The organism is Actinokineospora lacus, from assembly GCF_053813445.1.
The window spans coordinates 335,713-351,866 of record NZ_JBQERA010000003.1; the positions used below are offsets into that span (position 1 = coordinate 335,713).

Here is a 16,154-nt window from a genome sequence, read left to right on the forward strand (position 1 = left end):
ACGAACCGGGGGGACACACCCATGGCCGTACCCATTTCTTTAGCCTCGCCCGCGCCCAGCAGGCAGTGGACCAAGAAGCGCCTGTCCGAGCTGCTGGCCGAGCGCCCGGACATGGCCGAGCGGATGACCCGCATCCGGCGCTTCGCCCGCACCGTGCGCGCGTGCGAGGTGCACCTGACCAACGCGTGCAACATCCGGTGCAAGGGCTGCTGGTACTTCGAGGGCGGCTTCGACACCGCGGTGCGCGAGCTGACCGACGTGGACAAGATCAGGGCCTTCGCCCGGCGCATCGCCGACGAGGGCACCACCCAGGCCACGCTGATCGGCGGCGAGCCCACCCTGGTGCCGCAGCGCATCGAGCCGTTCCTGGAGTACCTGCCGTTCGTGACGGTCTCCACCAACGGGCTGCGGCCGATGCCGGACCTCCCCGGCTCGGAGAAGATGTCCATTGTGGTCAGCCTGTTCGGCGGCGGGCCGCTCGACGACGACCTGCGGGCGATCCGGCCCAACGGCAAGACCTTCTCCGGGCTGTTCGACAAGGCCCTGTCGCACTACCGCGACGACCCGCGGGTCATGTTCATCTACGCGCTGTCCGAGCCGGGCCTGCCCTTCGTCGAGCCGACCGTGCGCCGGATCGCCGAGAACGGCAACATCGTCACGTTCAACTTCTACAGCGAGCACGGCACCGACCACCCGCTGCGGATCAAGGACGAGACCAGCACGCTGGCCGAGGCCATGCGGGTCAAGGAGATGTACCCGGAGGCGGTGGTCAGCCACCCGTACTTCATCTCCTCGCTGATCACCGGCCGCTCGCACTGGGGCGGCACCTTCGGCTACGACGTGTGCCCCAGCCTCAGCGTCAACAACCCGGTGCACGCCCAGCGGGTCGCCAACGGCAACCCGGTGCTGCCCGGGTTCACGGTGTGGGGCGCGGACTACGAGACCCAGCAGTTCTGCTGCACGTCCGGCGACTGCGGCGGCTGCCGCGACAGCCAGGCCGTCTACAGCTGGCTGGTGGTCAGCGTGAATCGCTTCCTGGACAGCACCGAGCGACTGGAGCTGTGGCTCGACCTCGCCGAGAGCTACTGGCGGCAGTGGTACTGGTCACCGTTCCACGCCTCGAAAGACCTCGCCACCGCGTAATAGGGAGCCCTTCTTGTCCACGGTAATCGACCGCAAGGCCATCGACACCCTTGTCGAGGACACCCTGGTCGACTTCGGTGTCGACCGCGACCGGATCACCCCGGAGGCGTCCTTCGACGAGTTGGAGGTCGACTCCCTCGACATCGTCGAGCTGCACCAGACGGTCAAGAACAGGCTCGGCGTCAATCTCAAGGTGGCCGACTTCGACACCATCGAGACCATCGGCGAGGCGCTGAGCCTGATCTACCGGCGCGCCGGCCTCGAATGAGGCGCCGCGCCGTCGTCACGGGCGTCGGCGCGGTGACGCCGCTGGGCGTCGGCGCCGACGCCCTGCACAAGCGCGCGGTGGATGGGCACTCCGGCATCGTCGACGGTCTGGGGCGCTGCCTGGACTTCACGCCGTCGTCGCTGCTGGCCCGGCGTGACGTCCGGCGCACCGACCGGTTCAGCCAGCTCGCGCTGGTCGCCGCCGATGAGGCGCTGGCGCAGGCGGGCTGGCCCGCCTACCCGGCGGACCGGGTCGGGTGTGTGATCGGCAACGCGCTGGGTGGTCTGTCCAGTGTGGAGGACGCCGCCTCGGCGCTGGGCACGCACGGCGGCTCGCACGTCTCGGCGCTGCTGCCCGCGCTGTCGATGCCGAACGCGGCGGCGGCGGCCATCGCCATGCGGTACGGGTTTCGCGGGGAGTCCTATGGCCTCGGGGCGGCGTGCGCGGCCGGGGCGGCGGCGATCGGGGCCGGGCTGCGGATGCTGCGCGCAGGCGAGGTCGACGCGGTGGTGGTCGGCGGGGCGGAGGCGGCGGCGATCGAGTTGGTGCGGTCGTCGTTCCTGAACGCGAGCGCGCTGTCGGCCAGTGGGGATTCGGTGCCGTTCTCCGTCGACCGGGACGGGTTCCTGCTCGGTGAGGGCGCTGGGGTGCTGGTGTTGGAGGACGCTGAGGCGGCTGAGGCGCGGGGGGCGTCGGTCTTGGGGGAGGTCGTCGGGTACGGCGCGACCTCGGACGGCTTCCACCTGACCGCGCCGGAGCCCTCGGGGGTGACGGCCGCCGCCGCCGTGTCGCGGGCCATGGCCGACGCGGGGGCCGCTGCCGCGGACGTGGTGTACGTCAACGCGCACGGCACGGGGACCCGGCTGAACGACGAGGCCGAGGTGCGCGCCCTGCGGCTGGCGCTGGGGGCGCCGATGTCCAATATTCCGTTGTCCTCCACCAAGTCCAGTGTGGGTCACCTGCTCGGCGCGGCGGGGGCGGTGGAGGCCATCGCCACGCTTCTCGCGCTGCGGGCGGGGATCGCGCCGCCGACCGTCGGGTTGCGGGTCCCCGACCCGGAACTGGGTCCGTTGGCCCACGTGCTTTCCGCTTGCCCGCTGCCCCCGGGTCTGGGGCTGTCCACGTCGTTCGGTTTCGGCGGCCACAACGCGGCCCTGGTCTTGCGAGGCGTCTGATGCTTGATCTCACCGGCCGTCGGTACCTGGTCACCGGGGTGCTGAACCAGGACTCGATCGCCTACGCCACCGCGTGCGCGCTGCAGGACGCGGGAGCGGAGATCGTGCTGACCGGGTTCGGCCGGTCCATGCGCATCACCCGGGCCTCGGCCGCGTGCCTGCCCAAGCCCGCGGACGTGCTGGAACTCGATGTGAACGAGCCCGCGCACTTCGACCGGCTCGCCGCGGACCTGGAAGCGCGGTGGGGCGGGCTCGACGGGGTCGTCCACGCCATCGCCGCCGCGCCCCGGGACGCGCACAGCGCGAACTTCCTGACCACGTCGAAGGACAGCGCCACCTCGGCGTTCCACATCTCGGCGTACTCCCTGCACGCGCTGACCGTCGCGTTGGCGCCGCTGCTGTCCCGGCGGGGCGGGAGCGTCGTCGGCCTGGACTTCGACGCGTCGACGGCGTGGTACGGGTACGACTGGATGGGCGTGAGCAAGGCGGCGCTGGAGTCGCTGTGCCGGTACCTGGCGATGTACTTGGGTGGGTCGGGCATCCGGGTCAACCTGGTGGCCGCCGGTCCTATTGAGACGGTGGCGGGACGGGCGATCAGCACGTTCGACACGTTGGCCGACCGGTGGTCGGCCGAGGCGCCGCTCGGGTGGGACCGCGCCGACCCCGCTGTCGTCGCGGGCCCGGTCCTGTTCCTGCTGTCCGAGCTGTCCCGGTGCGTGACCGGGGAGATCATCCACGCCGACGGCGGCCTCCACGCGGTCACCCTCGGCCGTCCGATCGGGGAGACGCCATGCCCGCGGCCATCATCGGAGTAGGCAGCGCCCTGCCGGAGACGGTGATCACCAACGCCGACTTCGCCGACATCGGGGCGGACGACGCGTGGATCGTCAAGCGGACGGGCATCCGGGAGCGCCGGTGGCTGCCCGAGGACGGGTCCTTGGCGGAGCTGGCCATCGCCGCCTCTGCCGCCGCCCTGGCCGACGCGGGGGTCGATCCCGGTGCGGTGCGGCACGTCGTGGTCGCGACCATCACCCCTGACCACGTGACCCCGGCGCTGGCCGTGGAGGTGGCCCGAGCCCTGGGGACCCCGCACGCGGCGGCGTTCGACCTGCACGCGGCGTGCGCGGGCTTCTTGTACGCCCTGGATCACGCGGCGGCACTGGTGGAGACCGGGCGGGCAGGGCACGTGCTGGTGTGCGGGGCGGAGGCGCTGTCCCGCATCACGGACAAGACGGACCGCGCGACGGCGGTGCTGCTCGGCGACGGGGCGGGCGCGGTCGTCGTGGCCGACGCCCCCGCCGCGGCCCGGCCCACCTTCCACCTGGCCACCGACGGCGAGCTGACTGACCTGCTGTACGCGCCCCGCCACGACGGCCTGCTGCGGATGCGCGGCCGGGAGATCTACGACCACGCCGTCACGCTGATGACGGAGTACACGCGCAATGTGCTGGCGGAGCGGGGACTGGAGGTCAAGGACGTCGACCTGTTCATCGCCCACCAGGCCAACGCCCGCATCCTCAAGGCGGTGGCCCGCAACCTCGACCTCCCCCCGGAGCGGCTGGTGCTGACGGTGGAGAAGACGGCGAACACCTCCGCCGCCTCCATCCCCATCGCCATGGCACAAGCCCGCGCGGACGGCCTCCTCGACGAGCCCCGCCTGCTGGGCATGGCCGCCTTCGGCTCCGGCATCACCTGGGGCGCGGGCCTGATGACCTGGCAGCCCGCCTAGGCTTCTTCACTCGGCACCCTGCTGTTCCAGCCATTTCAGGATCACCTGGTTTGTCTCTTCCGGCTTTTCCTGCTGGATCCAATGACCGCAGTCCAGGCTGACCACTTCCACATCGGGCACGAACTCCGCCAGGTTCTCAGACCTCGAGACCGCATCCCGGTCGCCGTAGATCATGAGGGCGGGCTGCTGGATGATGGGGTTCACGTCCGCCAACAAGTGCCAGTTGCGGTCGACGTTTCTGTACCAGTTCACGCTGCCCGTGAACCCCGACGACTCGAAAGCGGAGACGAAAACGGCCAGCTCACCGTCGCTCATCACGGGCTCACCGAGTGGCGTTTCCGCCCTGGCGAGATTGATCAGCGCCATACCCGGCTGAGGCCCTGCGGGGGGCACGTTCTTCCGGTACATGTTGCGGAGGAACTGGAAGGTGTTCTCGTCGAACACAGCGTCCGCGACGCCTGGCTGCCGATTGAAGTGGACGAAATAGAAGTCGCCACCAAGCACATCTTCCATGACCTCGACCCAGGGCTTCTCTCCGCGCTCGAGGTAGGGCAAGCTCAGGTTGACCACCTTGTTCACACGGTCTGGATGCAACAAGGTCAGCCCCCAAACGACATTCGCACCCCAATCATGACCGACAAAAGTGGCATCGTCGTACCCGTAGTGATCGAGAAGCGCGACGAGATCACCCGACAAGTGCTCGATGTCGTAGTCCGCCACTCCAGCCGGACGGGATGAGTTCCCGTAACCCCGCTGGTTCGGCACGATGACATGGTAGCCCGCCGCGACAAGGGCAGGCACCTGATGACGCCAAGAAAAGGCGTGCTCCGGCCAGCCGTGACAGAGCACAATGGGCTCTCCGCCATTCTGCCGACCCGCTTCGAAGACTTCGAGTTCCACCCCATTGACCGAAATAAGGGTGGGCTCAGGAAAATCCGTTGGACCAAGCATTGCATTTCCTCGTCAGCTTCCGGGGTGATCAGGCAAATCGCCGCAATCGAAGATCCCGGCGCGACCTGACCGGTTGCCACCACCGTAGGGCGCGTTCCGGACAAGATCGGTCCTCAGCAGGCGGCGAACTGAGAAAACGCGGAAAGATCCCACCAGTCGAGCGCTGCCGGCTCCCTCTGACCAGTAGTAACAGAACGATTACTCGTTCGTATCGTCTACGGGAAATGCGAGGAAGCGGCGAACGGCCTGGGCTACCGAGGGAGGAACCGGCCTGTGCCCGTTCTCCAGCCTGGATAGGTACCCCTTGCTGTAGTTGATCCCCCTCGCAAGCTGGGTCAGCGAGCATCCTGCGGTCAATCGCATCTGGCGTATGTCGCCCCCGCTCAAAGCGAGGTCGCCGTGTGCGTCGTGGTCGAGCGCCAAGATCGGGCCGGGTGGGCTGTCAGGCCGGCCTGGAGGCTCGCGGCTCATCTCGTCCGCGCATCGGGCGCGAAACGCCATCCACACGGGTACATCAGCCTCGGCGCCGGGCGACCAAGCGATCACCATGGCTTGCAGAGTGTTCCTGGACGGCAGGACGCGGCCGGACATCGCGGCGTAGATGGCCGCACGGCTGGCTTGGCCGGACTTCGCAATCTGCGCAATCGACGGCCTGCCCACGGGCGCGGAATCCCACAGTTGGCGCAGTTGCGCGGCCAACCGGGCCAGGGAGCGTTTGGTTGTGGCAATCCGTTTCATCGGCGCAGGCAACGCGATGTCCTCCCATGTCTTGCGAAGTTGTTGCATGTCCGTTGTCAGCAACAAGGATTGCGCAGGTCAGAGGCTGTGCGGTGAGGTATTCGGTAGACAACGTCCACGGCCGAGTCGGAGGCAGAAGCATGACCGTCAACATTGGCTTTGGGGAAATCTTCCCCGCTCGCCCTGCGCTACGGAAGATACGTGCTGTTCTGATCATCGTCGTGGTCCTGGCCGCGCTGGGCTGGACCGCCGCCGACATCCACAGCCTCCTGCTCGTGGCGCTGGCGGCCCTCGGGATCATGGCGTTGAGTTCCTGAACGCCAACAACTCCAAGGCACGGAGAGGTCAGCCGCGATCGGTGCACGGTGGCGCAGGTAAGACTGTGCCCACCGTGTGCTTCTTCATCACAGAGGTGGCACTCTCGTCTCGGCCTGGACACCCTCCGGCACTGCTGTCGGTGCGGGTGGAGGGGACACTCAGGACTCGGTGAGTTCAGCGCCTGCGTCGGTTTGCCCTTGCCAGGTTGGTCAGGTTCGCGGCGATGGTGTCGGCTACTACGGCGGCCTCTGGTGGTAGGCCCGAGTGGTTGTCGCAGCAGGCTGGTTTGGTTCGTTCGCCGGAGGGTGGGGTGATGCCGAGGAGGTGGTAGATCTGGGTGTAGACGTCGAGGTCTGGGTTGGTGGTGTCGTGAGGGCCGATGGCGATGATCACCGCGTGTTCGGGAGCCTCAAACGCGGTGATGGCGCGGATGTTGTCTGACAGGTGGCGTACGCAGAGACGGTCTACGAGGTCTCCGGTCATGCGGTAGCCCGCCACTCGGCAGCCCTGGCACTTCAACTCCGTGAGCCAGGCGTCGTACTGCTTCCGTTCGCGGCGGTGCAGTCGATCGCGTGCTGAAGCAGCCGGATGTGTGATCTGGACCTTCACTGGTGGACTCTTAGGCACCGAAAGACGGTGCCAGAGCCGATCTTCTGGGGAACCAGCAGGTGGGAGGGTCAGGCGTCTTGGACGTTTCCGGACTTCCACGCAGCCAGTCCGGCGCGCACGTCGTCAGACTCCAGCAGGACCTGGTCTTGCAGTCGGTACCAGACCTCATCGACGAGGTTGCCCGGCTGCTCGGAGGCCGCTCGCAGTTCCTTGACGATGCGCAGGACGTCGCGCAGGCGGTGGGGGTCGAGAGTCTGGACAGGGGTGTCGGTCGCGGGCTTGAGCACGCCCCGCTCGCGCCACTTGCTGACGGTGGGCTTGGTCAGGCCCAGGATCTCGGCCGCCACACCGACCCGTACCGGGGGCATCTCCTCCAGCATCTCGTCCACGACGTCGTAGAGCTCGTCGGCTGCCGCGTCCGGCACCGTCGCGGCAACAGCTTCGATGCGTTCGACCCGACGAAAGGTATCCAGAGCACGCTCCCGCTGCTCAGCGAGCTTTACGTTCATCGGAGCACCTCCCCGACCATCGGGTCACTTGCCAAAAGTGTACCTTTTTTTGAAAGCCTGGCAAGCGCTTCGGATGCTCGCTACCCGTAGCTCGGGTTCACTCCCAACGTGCCTCACGCTGGGGTGATGCGGAGGAGTTTGTCGTTGTCGCCGTTCGACGTGGTGACGTAGAGGGTGCCGTCGGGGGCGGTTCGGGTGGCTCGGAGGCGGCCGAAGGTGTCCTGGAACTCGTCGGGGATGGCTACCGAGGTGACTGTGCCGTCGTCGGCCAGGGTGAAGATCATCAGCTTGGCGCCGCGCAGGGCGGTGGCCACCAGGGCGCCGTCCAGGTCACCCCATTGGGGGCCGGTGAGGAAGGTGGCGGCGCAGATGGCTTCTGTGGTGTCGCCGGATTCCCAGATGGCGGGGACGGCGTCGGGGTAGCGGGTCAGGTCGGTCATGGGGACGTCTTCGTCGTAGCCCTCGACCATGCCGCCCTGGGCTGGGTCCCAGCCGTAGTTGCCGCCGGGGGTCAGGAGGTTGATCTCGTCGTTCTTGTCGGGGCCGTGTTCGGCGGTGAAGACCTGGTCGGTGCCCGGGCGGAGGGCGACGCCCTGGATGTTGCGGTGGCCGTAGGTGTAGACGGGGGAGTTCGGGGTGGGGTTGTCGGGCAGGGGCTTGCCGGTCTTGAGGTCGATCCGCAGGACCTTGCCGCCCAGGTTGGCCGGGTCCTGGGGGTAGGCGCCCACGGCCGTGTCGCCGGTGCCGACCAGGAGGGCGCCGTCGGCGGCGATGGTGGGGCGGCAGCCGGAGTGGCGGCCCGACGAGGCGATGGGCAGGCCGGTCAGGAGTTCGCGGACCCGGGTGGCGGTGGTCTCGTCCTCGGTGAGGCGCCAGGTGACCAGGCGGATGTCGCGGGGCTGGCCGTTCTCCGTGTGGGTCTGGCAGGTGGTGAACTCCCGCGACGTCGCGAAGTCGGGGTGGACCACCAGGCCCATGAGGCCGCCCTCGCCACGGACCATGACGCTGGTGGTGTCGGCCTTGAGGGTGGTGACGGTCGCGCCGGGGGCGGCGGAGGACAGCAGCGCCATCTCGCCGGTGCGCTGGGTGACCAGGACCTTGCCGTCGGGGAGGAAGCCGATGTCCCAGCCGTGGGTGAGGCCACCGGTGACCTCCTCGACCTTCAGCCGGGGCGCGCCTGCCTTGCTCGGGGTGACCGCCGAGGTGGACGGACCCGCCGGGACACGGCCGGTCTGGGCGGTCGACGAGCAGCTCGCGACTGCCAGGAGGGTCACCACGATCAAGGCGCGCATGGGGGCCAGTATGGTCCCCGAACCGTGTGGCGGCCGTCTCGCGCGCGGAGGCGGGCTCGGCGGCTACGGTGACTCGGGTGAGTGAGCATCTCGTCCTGGCTGTTGACGGTCCGGTGGCCACCCTGACCATTGACCGGCCCGCCAAGCGCAACGCGCTGAGCTACGACATGTGGGCGGCCATCCCCATCATCGCCGCCCAGGTCGCCGCCGATGAGAGCGTGCGGGCGTTGGTCATCCGGGGGACGGACACGTTCTCGGCCGGGGCGGACATCAGCGAGTTCACCGACCTGCGCCGGGACGCTGAGGGGGCCCGGCGGTACCAGGTGGCCATCCATGCGGCCACCGAGGCGCTGGTGGGGTTGGGCAAGCCGACCATCGCGGCGATCACCGGGTTCTGCATCGGTGGGGGGTGTGAGCTGGCGTTGGCCGCTGACCTGCGGTTGGCCGCTGATGACGCGCGGTTCGGGATCACTCCCGCGAAGCTCGGGATCGTGTTCAGCCTGCCGTCGACCAAGCAGTTGGTCGACGTGGTGGGGCCGTCCTGGGCCAAGCAGATCCTCTACACCGCCGAGATCATCGACGCCCCCACCGCGCTGCGCATCGGCCTGGTCAACGAGTTGCACCCGGCCGACGCGCTGGACACGCGCGCACGGGAGCTGGCCGAGCTGATGGCAGGCCGCTCCCAGGTGACCATCCGGGGCGCGAAGACGATCATCAACCGGATCACCGACGGGCGTACCACCGAGGACGCCGACGTCCACGCGCTCTACGAGCACTCCGTCAGCAGCGCCGACTACGCCGAGGGTGTGGCCGCTTTCCTGGAGAAGCGGGCTCCCCGCTTCTAGGATCGCGGTATGCGAGACGCCGTGGTTGTGGGGGCCGTGCGGACGGCGGTGGGTCGTCGGCGGGGTGGGTTGAGCCGGGTGCACCCGGTCGACCTGTCCGGGGCGGTGCTGGTGGCGCTCGCGGAGCGGGTCGGGTTCGACCCGGGGCGTGTTGACGATGTGGTGTGGGGGTGCGTGGGGCAGGTCGGGGAGCAGTCGCTGAACGTCGGCCGAAACGCGGTGCTGGCGGCGGGGTGGCCAGTGTCGGTGCCGGGGACCACTGTGGACCGCCAGTGTGGGTCGGGGCAGCAGGCGGTGGCGTTCGCGGCGGCGACGGTGGTATCCGGGCAGGCGGATTTCGTGGTGGCCGGTGGGGTCGAGGTGATGAGCCGGGTGCCGATGGGCGCTTCCGCGACGGGCGGGTCCGGCAGGGCCAGCGAAACGGGCGGGACCGGCGGCGCCAAGGGGCTTGGCGGGACGGCTGGGGCCGGTGAGGGGAAGGTCGGCGAGCAGTTTGCCGGGATGCCGTATGGGCCGATGGTGCGGGAGCGGTTTGGTGGGTTGGCGGGGTTTGATGCCGAGGAGGCGGTCGCGTTCGACTTGGGGGTGGCGGCGGAGCTGATCGCGGCCAAGTGGGGGCTTTCGCGGGCGCGGTTGGACGAGTACGCGCTGGGCAGTCACGCCAAGGCGGCGACTGCCACGGACTCGGGCTGGTTCGCCGGTGAGATCACGCCGGTGGCGGGGCTGACGGTGGACGAGTGCATCCGGCGCGACACCTCCCCGGCGAAGATGGCGTCGCTGTCCACGCCGTTCCGCGAGGACGGGGTGGTGACGGCCGGAACGGCCTCGCAGAACTCGGATGGGGCGGCTGCGCTGGCGATCACCACGTCGGAGTGGGCGCGGGCGCATGGGCTGACGCCGCTGGCCAGGGTGCACACGTGCGTGGTGGCCGGGGACGATCCGGTGATCGGGCTGACCGCGCCGATCCCGGCTACCGCGAAGGCGTTGCGGCGGGCTGGGTTGGGGATCGGGGATATTGGGGCGTTCGAGGTCAACGAGGCGTTCGCGCCGGTGGTGCTGGCGTGGCTGGCGGAGACGGGGGCCGATCCGGGGCGGGTCAACGCGCGGGGTGGGGCGATCGCGCTGGGGCATCCGCTGGGGGCGTCGGGGGTTCGGGTGGCCACGACGCTGGTGCACCACATGCGGGATGCTGGAGTCCGATTTGGACTACAGACGATGTGCCAGGCAGGCGGCCTGGCCAACGCCACGGTGTATGAGTTGCTTTAGCGGAGCAGGCAGGCGGCCAGGTTGCCTGCGACCTCAATCCTGAACCACCGAAGGACGCCCACCACTCCTCAAGAACTCCACCAATCCCTGCCGCACCAACTGCATGTCCACCTCGACATCGGCAGACACTTCGCTCAAGTTGCCCATGTACACGTATTCCACGTACGCCTCGGGGTCGCCCTCTCCCTTGGTACTGCCACCATCCTCGGCGTGATACTGGACGAAGCCCTTCTCCTGGCCAAGCCCGACTTCCAGGACGGGGTAGCCGTCGTTGCCCTTGATACCGACTTGGATAGCAGCAGGGCAGCGGTGGTCTTTGGTGTCGTCCAGCACGCGGTCAATGAGGGCGTTCAGCTCATCCTCCGTCCGGACGACGATCTCATCCTGCCCCTCGTCCTGGTCGTACCAAACAGCTAGCTCGACCACTTCTTGCCTCCCTTGAAGACGCCTTTGCAGTCAGGGCCATACACCGTGAGGGTGTAGCCCTCGGGTAGTAGTACCGGAAGCAGCTTGTCGCAGCTCAAGAACCCCAGACACGGCCGGTTGTTGATCGTCAGCTCCAGGTTCTTGGTGCCATTCTTGACCATCCGCAGCGCCACCTTCATCTCCACGTGGTGGATGGACATGGGCTTCCTTCGAGGCGACAACCCCGCCTCGATGAGGCGCTGCCACACCTCGGCCGACTCCTCGTCCACCCCGCTCGTGATGACCTCCTCGCTGCCAACCACCTTGCCGAAGGTCTTCTTGCCGGTCGGGTTGGGCTTGGGCACCTTGGGCGGCAGCGTGGCGAGGATGTCGCTGATCTGCTTCGGCTTGTCCGCCGAGGAATCAGGTGTCGTCGGCGTCACCGTGCTCGTCAAGCTGCTGGTGTTTCCCGCTATCGCACCTCCACCCGCGATGTTCGCCAGGTACTGCTGAACAAGCTTTCGAGCCGCCTCGACCTGTTGGTAGATCTGCCCAAGCCGCTGCTTGACGTGGGCGAGAAGGCCAAGCGCGTGAGCGGATTCGGGGCGTTGGCTGCCCTCAGTAGCACGGGTCAAGGCCGTCTCGGCTTGGTCGATGGTCTTCAGCGCGTGAACGAGCGCGGCCAGATCAAGCGCACCGAGCACTTGATGCAGCTCTGCCTCGATCTTCTCGACCGACACTGCCAGGACCTGGCCAATACCACGGTGGGTGAGTTGCTTAGTGGAGCCGGTTGGCCTTCACCGCGCCGATGAGCGCGGTGATGTCGCGGTGATGATGGGGCCGGAAGTGTTCTTCGAGTCCCGGATCGCGCCTGCGGACAGTTCGACGCAGTTCTGGTCGTTCTGGCTACGGCTGGACTTGCGCCACGCCAACTCGACGCAGTTCTGGCTGCTCGGGCTCCGACTGGACTTGCGCCAAGTCCACCTCAACATCGCGTACCCCTATTTCTCGGAACGACGTGCCAAGTCCGGCTTTGGTCAACACCACAGCGTGCGAGCTGCTTCAGCTGAAGCGATCGACCTTCACAGCGCTGACCAGCGCGGTGATGTCAGCGGCGAGGGTGGGACCGGAGGTGTTCTTCGAGTCCCGGATCGCGCCTACTGACAGCTCGACACAGTTCTGGCCGTTCTGACTCCGACTGGACTTGCGCCACGCCAACTCCACGCAGTTCTGTCCGTTCTCGCTACGGCTGGACTTGCGCCAGATCGTCATGGGGAAGTCTCCATTCTTGCTATCAGGCGGGAGATGCATCGCATGGAATCAAAGGGGTTCAACGCGAGCCGGGCGATCTTGTCCGCTGCCCGCTTGTAAGCCTTCACATCATCGAGCTGGTGCAGCCACAGGATCGTTCTGCGAGTCTCCACGAAGGCAGAACGAGCAGGACCATCGGGGTCCATGAGGTCGAAGGCGCCCTCGACCCCTGGGTGCCAACCAGCGGAGAGCGGAACCACACGGACTTCGACGTTGGCGAGCCGTGACATCTCCAGCAAGTAGCTGAGTTGTTCGGCAACCACAGAAGCGCCGCCGACGTTGAGGTAGAGGGCAGGTTCGCCGATCAGAGCGAGCAGGGTCGCGGGCAGCGGCTTGGTGATGACTTCCTGGCGAGCGGCACGAGCGACGACTCGATTGGCAATCTCGTCCTCAGGCACCTCAGCGGCGGACATGATCGCCCGCGTGTAGTCAGGAGTTTGCAACAAGCCGGGAATCAGCATCGGCGCGGCAGCGATGATGCTGCTCGCCTTCTTCTCGTATTCGATGAAGGCGGCCATCTGCTGTCGCTGCTCGGGCAGGGTCGTCGCGACCCACTGGGTCGCGGATGTGCCGTGGACCAGCGTCATCACGTCGTCGTAGCGCTGGCCGGTCACACCGAGGAGTGCGAGGATTCTCGCCACTTGCTCGGGCTTCGGTGAGCGCTCGCCGCTCTCCCATCGCGAGAGCATGGCCGGGTCACGGCTGATGTGCGTGGCGAAGTCGCGGAGCTTGATGCCCTTGTCGTGCCGTGCCTGGCGCAGCGCGCTGCCCAGCGCGACCGCTTTCGGTGTCTTGGCCATGCCTCACCTGTTGTCGCTAGCGCATTTGCTTGATCGATGGGGACGCGTAGCAGAACCTCAGGGTACCAACGGAGAGTGAGGGAAGCGATGCGCAACGCACTGGAAGTTACAGCTTGGGTGAAGCTCCGCGAGGACTGCTCCATCAGCTACAGCATCAACGGCGACGAGGACGTCGAAGTGCTCTTCGGCGGGCTCTACGACGGCTTCGAGCTGATCATCCCGCTCACGAGCATGGCCCGCCTCGCCGAGGTGGCGAAGCGGGCCATCGAGGAAGCCGGCTCGAAATCAGGCGTCGCCGTCGAAGAGTGAGGTCACCGAACCATCCTCGAACACCTGCTGGATCGCGCGGGCAATCAGTGGCGCGATCGACAACACCGTCATCCCGGGGAACCTCTTGTCCTCCGGGATCGGCAGGGTGTTCGTGAAGATCACCTCTTTGGCCCCGCAACCGGACAGCCGCTCGCGGGCCGGACCCGACAGCACCCCGTGCGTGGCCGCCATGACCACGCCCGCCGCGCCCTCCGCCAACAGCTGGTCGACGGCCTTGGCGATCGTGCCACCGGTGTCGACCATGTCGTCGATCACCACGCACAGCCGACCCTTGACCTCACCCACCACGCGGTTCGCCACGACCTCGTTCGGCCTGCGGGGGTCGCGCGTCTTGTGGATGAAGGCGATCGGCACGCCGCCGAGCTCGTTCGCCCACTTCTCGGCCAGCTTGGTCCGGCCCGCGTCCGGGGACACCACCGTGATGTTGTCGGCGGGGTAGTTCTCCTTCAGGTACCTGGCCAGCAGGGTCTGGGCGAACAGGTGGTCCACCGGGCCGTCGAAGAAGCCCTGGATCTGCGCGGTGTGCAGGTCCACCGTCATGATCCGGTCCGCCCCGGCGGTCCGGAACATGTCCGCGATCAGCCGGGCCGAGATCGGCTCGCGGCCCTTGTGCTTCTTGTCCTGCCTGGCGTACGGGTAGAACGGCATGATCACCGTGATGCGCTTGGCACTGGCCCGCTTCAGCGCGTCGACCATGAGCAGGTGCTCCATGATCCACTGGTTGATCGGCGCGGTGTGGCTCTGCATGACGAACGCGTCACACCCGCGCACCGACTCCTCGAACCGGACGAAGATCTCGCCGTTGGCGAAGTCGTAGGCCGACTGCGGGGTGATCGAGACGTTGAGGTGCTTGGACACCTCCTCGGCCAGTTCGGGGTGCGCCCGCCCGGAGAACAGCATCAGGCTCTTCTTGGGGATACCCGACTTCGCGTTCATGCCCGTCCCTCGCTCTCGTCCTGCCCGGCCTGGGCCCGCTCGGCCGCCTCGGCGGCAGCCGTTCCGGGCCGCATGCGCAGGACCCAATTGTCTATGTTGCGCTGCGGTCCCCCTGACACCGCGAGCGCACCCGGCGGCACGTTCCGCCGGACGACGGTGCCCGCTCCGCTGTACGCGCCGTCGCCGACGGTCACCGGGGCCACGTACATATTGTCCGACCCCATCCGGACGTGCGACCCGATGACGGTCCGGTGCTTGCGCACGCCGTCGTAGTTGACGAAGACGCTCGCCGCGCCGATGTTGGACTGCTCGCCGATCGTGGCGTCGCCCACATAGGACAGATGCGGGATCTTCGAGCCCGCGCCGATCTCGGAGTTCTTCACCTCGACGAAGGTGCCGATCTTGCCGTCGGCGCCCAGGGCCGTTCCCGGGCGCAGGTAGGCGTACGGCCCCACCGTCGCGTTTGGACCGATCACCGCGCCCGAGCCGTGGCACCGCACGACCGAGGCGCCCGCGCCGACGGCCACGTCCGTCAGGGTGGTGTCAGGGCCGACGGTCGCGCCCTCGCCGATCGTCGTCGCGCCGCGCAACTGGACATTCGGCTCGATCAGGACATCGCGCTCCAGCGTCACGTCCGCGTCGATCCACGTGGTGGCGGGGTCGACGACGCTCACGCCCGCGCGCATCCACTTCTCGACCGTGCGGCGGTTCATCTCCGCGCCGAGCCGGGCCAGCTGCACCCGGTCGTTGACGCCCTCGACCAGCCACGGGTCGTCGCACACCAGCGCGCCGACGCGGCGACCGTCCCCGCGCGCGATGCCGAGCACGTCGGTCAGGTACAGCTCGCCCTGGGAGTTGTCGGTGGAGAGCCGGGACAGGCCGTCGGCGAGGATCTTGGCGTCGAAGGCGTAGACGCCGGAGTTGACCTCGGTGACGGCGCGCTGCTCGTCGGTGGCGTCCTTGTGCTCGACGATCGCGCGGACCGCGCCGTCGGTGTCGCGCACGATCCGGCCGTAGCCGGTGGGGTCGTCCAGGCGCGCGGTCAGCACCGTCACCGCGTTGGCCTCCTCGACGTGGGCGGTGAGCAGGCCCGCCAGCGTCTCGGTGTCCAGCAGCGGCACGTCCCCGTAGGTCACCAGGACCGTGCCCGCCAGGCCCTGCGGCAGCACCGCCAGCCCGCAGGCCACCGCGTGCCCGGTGCCGTCCTGGGTCTCCTGGACGGCGGTGGCGCAGTCGGACACGCTCGCCAGGTGCGCGCCCACGGCGTCGCGGCCGTGGCCGAGCACGACCACCAGGTGCTCCGGGCCGAGCCCGGCCGCGGCCCGGACGGCGTGTTCGACCAGCGGCCGCCCCCCGACGGGGTGCAGCACCTTCGGGGTGGCCGAGCGCATCCGGGTGCCCTCCCCCGCGGCGAGTACCACTGAAGTGAGCGGGCCGAGGCGGTCCGGGGCGATTGCGGACATCGCACTCCCTAGCGTCGTCAAGCGGAGCGGGGCAGGGCGCGGTGTCGGCGGTGTTCCGGCGCGACT

Annotated in this window: 21 protein-coding genes; 10 read left to right on the forward strand and 11 right to left on the reverse strand. The window is 68.2% G+C overall.

Going from position 1 to position 16,154, the window contains the following annotated elements:
- The first annotated feature begins 21 nt into the window (after positions 1-21).
- From ACTG9Q_RS09655 to ACTG9Q_RS09675, 5 genes are read left to right on the forward strand one after another with little or no spacing between them, the layout of a single operon-like run.
- Positions 22-1,143: a radical SAM protein gene (locus ACTG9Q_RS09655; protein ID WP_455572319.1), complete on the forward strand. Its 1,122-nt coding sequence runs from the start codon at positions 22-24 to the stop codon at positions 1,141-1,143.
- 13 nt (positions 1,144-1,156) lie between these two features.
- The gene (locus ACTG9Q_RS09660; protein ID WP_455572320.1) at positions 1,157-1,411 is read left to right on the forward strand and encodes an acyl carrier protein; all 255 of its coding nucleotides are present in this window, start codon (positions 1,157-1,159) and stop codon (positions 1,409-1,411) included.
- Entirely contained in the window at positions 1,408-2,586 is a 1,179-nt protein-coding gene (locus ACTG9Q_RS09665; protein WP_455572321.1) for a beta-ketoacyl-[acyl-carrier-protein] synthase family protein, read from the forward strand. The genes ACTG9Q_RS09660 and ACTG9Q_RS09665 overlap by 4 nt, the downstream gene beginning before the upstream one ends.
- Positions 2,586-3,401 carry an enoyl-ACP reductase FabI gene (gene fabI / locus ACTG9Q_RS09670; protein WP_455572322.1) on the forward strand — a complete coding sequence of 272 codons (816 nt, stop codon included), beginning with the start codon at positions 2,586-2,588 and terminating at the stop codon, positions 3,399-3,401. Before ACTG9Q_RS09665 ends, fabI begins: the two co-directional genes overlap by 1 nt.
- Positions 3,377-4,315 (forward strand): 3-oxoacyl-ACP synthase III family protein, encoded by a 939-nt coding sequence (locus tag ACTG9Q_RS09675; protein WP_455572323.1) that lies wholly within the window; start codon positions 3,377-3,379, stop codon positions 4,313-4,315. The genes fabI and ACTG9Q_RS09675 overlap by 25 nt, the downstream gene beginning before the upstream one ends.
- A gap of 6 nt (positions 4,316-4,321) precedes the next feature.
- Here ACTG9Q_RS09675 and ACTG9Q_RS09680 read toward each other — a convergent pair whose 3' ends face one another.
- Positions 4,322-5,215 (reverse strand): alpha/beta fold hydrolase, encoded by an 894-nt coding sequence (locus ACTG9Q_RS09680; RefSeq protein WP_455572324.1) that lies wholly within the window; start codon positions 5,213-5,215, stop codon positions 4,322-4,324.
- Positions 5,216-5,464: 249 nt separating this feature from the next.
- Positions 5,465-6,067: a helix-turn-helix domain-containing protein gene (locus tag ACTG9Q_RS09685; protein WP_455572325.1), complete on the reverse strand. Its 603-nt coding sequence runs from the start codon at positions 6,065-6,067 to the stop codon at positions 5,465-5,467.
- 77 nt (positions 6,068-6,144) lie between these two features.
- Between ACTG9Q_RS09685 and ACTG9Q_RS09690 the strand changes: the two genes are divergently transcribed.
- Entirely contained in the window at positions 6,145-6,321 is a 177-nt protein-coding gene (locus ACTG9Q_RS09690; RefSeq protein ID WP_455572326.1) for a hypothetical protein, read from the forward strand.
- Positions 6,322-6,496: 175 nt separating this feature from the next.
- On the opposite strand, the gene ACTG9Q_RS09695 is transcribed toward ACTG9Q_RS09690, so the two are convergent.
- From ACTG9Q_RS09695 to ACTG9Q_RS09705, 3 genes are all read right to left on the reverse strand, one after another.
- Complete coding sequence (locus tag ACTG9Q_RS09695) at positions 6,497-6,931, reverse strand: hypothetical protein (protein ID WP_455572327.1); 435 nt, start codon at positions 6,929-6,931, stop codon at positions 6,497-6,499.
- 68 nt (positions 6,932-6,999) lie between these two features.
- Entirely contained in the window at positions 7,000-7,440 is a 441-nt protein-coding gene (locus ACTG9Q_RS09700; RefSeq protein ID WP_455572328.1) for a hypothetical protein, read from the reverse strand.
- A 113-nt stretch (positions 7,441-7,553) separates the two neighbouring features.
- Positions 7,554-8,732, reverse strand: a complete 1,179-nt coding sequence (locus ACTG9Q_RS09705; RefSeq protein ID WP_455572329.1) for a PQQ-dependent sugar dehydrogenase — start codon at positions 8,730-8,732, stop codon at positions 7,554-7,556.
- Between the two features lie 77 nt (positions 8,733-8,809).
- Here ACTG9Q_RS09705 and ACTG9Q_RS09710 point away from each other — a divergent pair, with 77 nt between their 5' ends.
- Entirely contained in the window at positions 8,810-9,577 is a 768-nt protein-coding gene (locus ACTG9Q_RS09710) for an enoyl-CoA hydratase-related protein (protein WP_455572330.1), read from the forward strand.
- A 9-nt stretch (positions 9,578-9,586) separates the two neighbouring features.
- Positions 9,587-10,843: a thiolase family protein gene (locus ACTG9Q_RS09715; RefSeq protein ID WP_455572331.1), complete on the forward strand. Its 1,257-nt coding sequence runs from the start codon at positions 9,587-9,589 to the stop codon at positions 10,841-10,843.
- A gap of 33 nt (positions 10,844-10,876) precedes the next feature.
- Here the strand turns inward: ACTG9Q_RS09715 and ACTG9Q_RS09720 are convergent, their stop codons facing one another.
- Together ACTG9Q_RS09720 and ACTG9Q_RS09725 are read right to left on the reverse strand one after the other, a co-directional pair.
- On the reverse strand, positions 10,877-11,269 hold the full coding sequence (locus ACTG9Q_RS09720) for an Imm1 family immunity protein (protein WP_455572332.1): 393 nt from the start codon (positions 11,267-11,269) through the stop codon (positions 10,877-10,879).
- Complete coding sequence (locus tag ACTG9Q_RS09725) at positions 11,257-11,988, reverse strand: DddA-like double-stranded DNA deaminase toxin (RefSeq protein WP_455572333.1); 732 nt, start codon at positions 11,986-11,988, stop codon at positions 11,257-11,259. The genes ACTG9Q_RS09720 and ACTG9Q_RS09725 overlap by 13 nt, the downstream gene beginning before the upstream one ends.
- Positions 11,989-12,028: 40 nt before the next feature.
- Between ACTG9Q_RS09725 and ACTG9Q_RS09730 the strand changes: the two genes are divergently transcribed.
- The gene (locus ACTG9Q_RS09730; RefSeq protein WP_455572742.1) at positions 12,029-12,412 is read left to right on the forward strand and encodes a hypothetical protein; all 384 of its coding nucleotides are present in this window, start codon (positions 12,029-12,031) and stop codon (positions 12,410-12,412) included.
- On the opposite strand, the gene ACTG9Q_RS09735 is transcribed toward ACTG9Q_RS09730, so the two are convergent.
- Both ACTG9Q_RS09735 and ACTG9Q_RS09740 read right to left on the reverse strand, forming a co-directional pair.
- Positions 12,311-12,559 carry a DUF397 domain-containing protein gene (locus tag ACTG9Q_RS09735; protein WP_455572334.1) on the reverse strand — a complete coding sequence of 83 codons (249 nt, stop codon included), beginning with the start codon at positions 12,557-12,559 and terminating at the stop codon, positions 12,311-12,313. The two genes, ACTG9Q_RS09730 and ACTG9Q_RS09735, sit on opposite strands and share 102 nt — an antisense overlap.
- Positions 12,517-13,359, reverse strand: coding sequence for a helix-turn-helix domain-containing protein (locus tag ACTG9Q_RS09740; protein WP_455572335.1), 843 nt, complete (start codon positions 13,357-13,359; stop codon positions 12,517-12,519). Before ACTG9Q_RS09740 ends, ACTG9Q_RS09735 begins: the two co-directional genes overlap by 43 nt.
- An 87-nt stretch (positions 13,360-13,446) precedes the next feature.
- Here ACTG9Q_RS09740 and ACTG9Q_RS09745 point away from each other — a divergent pair, with 87 nt between their 5' ends.
- Positions 13,447-13,668 (forward strand): hypothetical protein, encoded by a 222-nt coding sequence (locus ACTG9Q_RS09745; protein ID WP_455572336.1) that lies wholly within the window; start codon positions 13,447-13,449, stop codon positions 13,666-13,668.
- On the opposite strand, the gene ACTG9Q_RS09750 is transcribed toward ACTG9Q_RS09745, so the two are convergent.
- A complete protein-coding gene (locus ACTG9Q_RS09750; protein ID WP_455572337.1) occupies positions 13,645-14,625 on the reverse strand; it encodes a ribose-phosphate diphosphokinase in 981 nt (326 codons plus the stop codon). The two genes, ACTG9Q_RS09745 and ACTG9Q_RS09750, sit on opposite strands and share 24 nt — an antisense overlap.
- Positions 14,622-16,088 (reverse strand): bifunctional UDP-N-acetylglucosamine diphosphorylase/glucosamine-1-phosphate N-acetyltransferase GlmU, encoded by a 1,467-nt coding sequence (glmU, locus tag ACTG9Q_RS09755; protein ID WP_455572338.1) that lies wholly within the window; start codon positions 16,086-16,088, stop codon positions 14,622-14,624. The genes ACTG9Q_RS09750 and glmU overlap by 4 nt, the downstream gene beginning before the upstream one ends.
- Positions 16,089-16,154 lie beyond the last annotated feature (66 nt).

Excerpts from the sequence above, each read along its gene's own strand:
- ACTG9Q_RS09715 (WP_455572331.1), top strand. The coding sequence starts at position 9,587 with ATGCGAGACGCCGTGGTTGTGGGGGCCGTGCGGACGGCGGTGGGTCGT.
- fabI (WP_455572322.1), top strand. The coding sequence starts at position 2,586 with ATGCTTGATCTCACCGGCCGTCGGTACCTGGTCACCGGGGTGCTGAAC.
- ACTG9Q_RS09735 (WP_455572334.1), bottom strand. The coding sequence starts at position 12,559 with ATGCATCTCCCGCCTGATAGCAAGAATGGAGACTTCCCCATGACGATC.
- ACTG9Q_RS09705 (WP_455572329.1), bottom strand. The coding sequence starts at position 8,732 with ATGCGCGCCTTGATCGTGGTGACCCTCCTGGCAGTCGCGAGCTGCTCG.
- glmU (WP_455572338.1), bottom strand. The coding sequence starts at position 16,088 with ATGTCCGCAATCGCCCCGGACCGCCTCGGCCCGCTCACTTCAGTGGTA.
- ACTG9Q_RS09655 (WP_455572319.1), top strand. The coding sequence starts at position 22 with ATGGCCGTACCCATTTCTTTAGCCTCGCCCGCGCCCAGCAGGCAGTGG.
- ACTG9Q_RS09745 (WP_455572336.1), top strand. The coding sequence starts at position 13,447 with ATGCGCAACGCACTGGAAGTTACAGCTTGGGTGAAGCTCCGCGAGGAC.
- ACTG9Q_RS09750 (WP_455572337.1), bottom strand. The coding sequence starts at position 14,625 with ATGAACGCGAAGTCGGGTATCCCCAAGAAGAGCCTGATGCTGTTCTCC.
- ACTG9Q_RS09665 (WP_455572321.1), top strand. The coding sequence starts at position 1,408 with ATGAGGCGCCGCGCCGTCGTCACGGGCGTCGGCGCGGTGACGCCGCTG.
- ACTG9Q_RS09700 (WP_455572328.1), bottom strand. The coding sequence starts at position 7,440 with ATGAACGTAAAGCTCGCTGAGCAGCGGGAGCGTGCTCTGGATACCTTT.
- ACTG9Q_RS09690 (WP_455572326.1), top strand. The coding sequence starts at position 6,145 with ATGACCGTCAACATTGGCTTTGGGGAAATCTTCCCCGCTCGCCCTGCG.
- ACTG9Q_RS09740 (WP_455572335.1), bottom strand. The coding sequence starts at position 13,359 with ATGGCCAAGACACCGAAAGCGGTCGCGCTGGGCAGCGCGCTGCGCCAG.
- ACTG9Q_RS09675 (WP_455572323.1), top strand. The coding sequence starts at position 3,377 with ATGCCCGCGGCCATCATCGGAGTAGGCAGCGCCCTGCCGGAGACGGTG.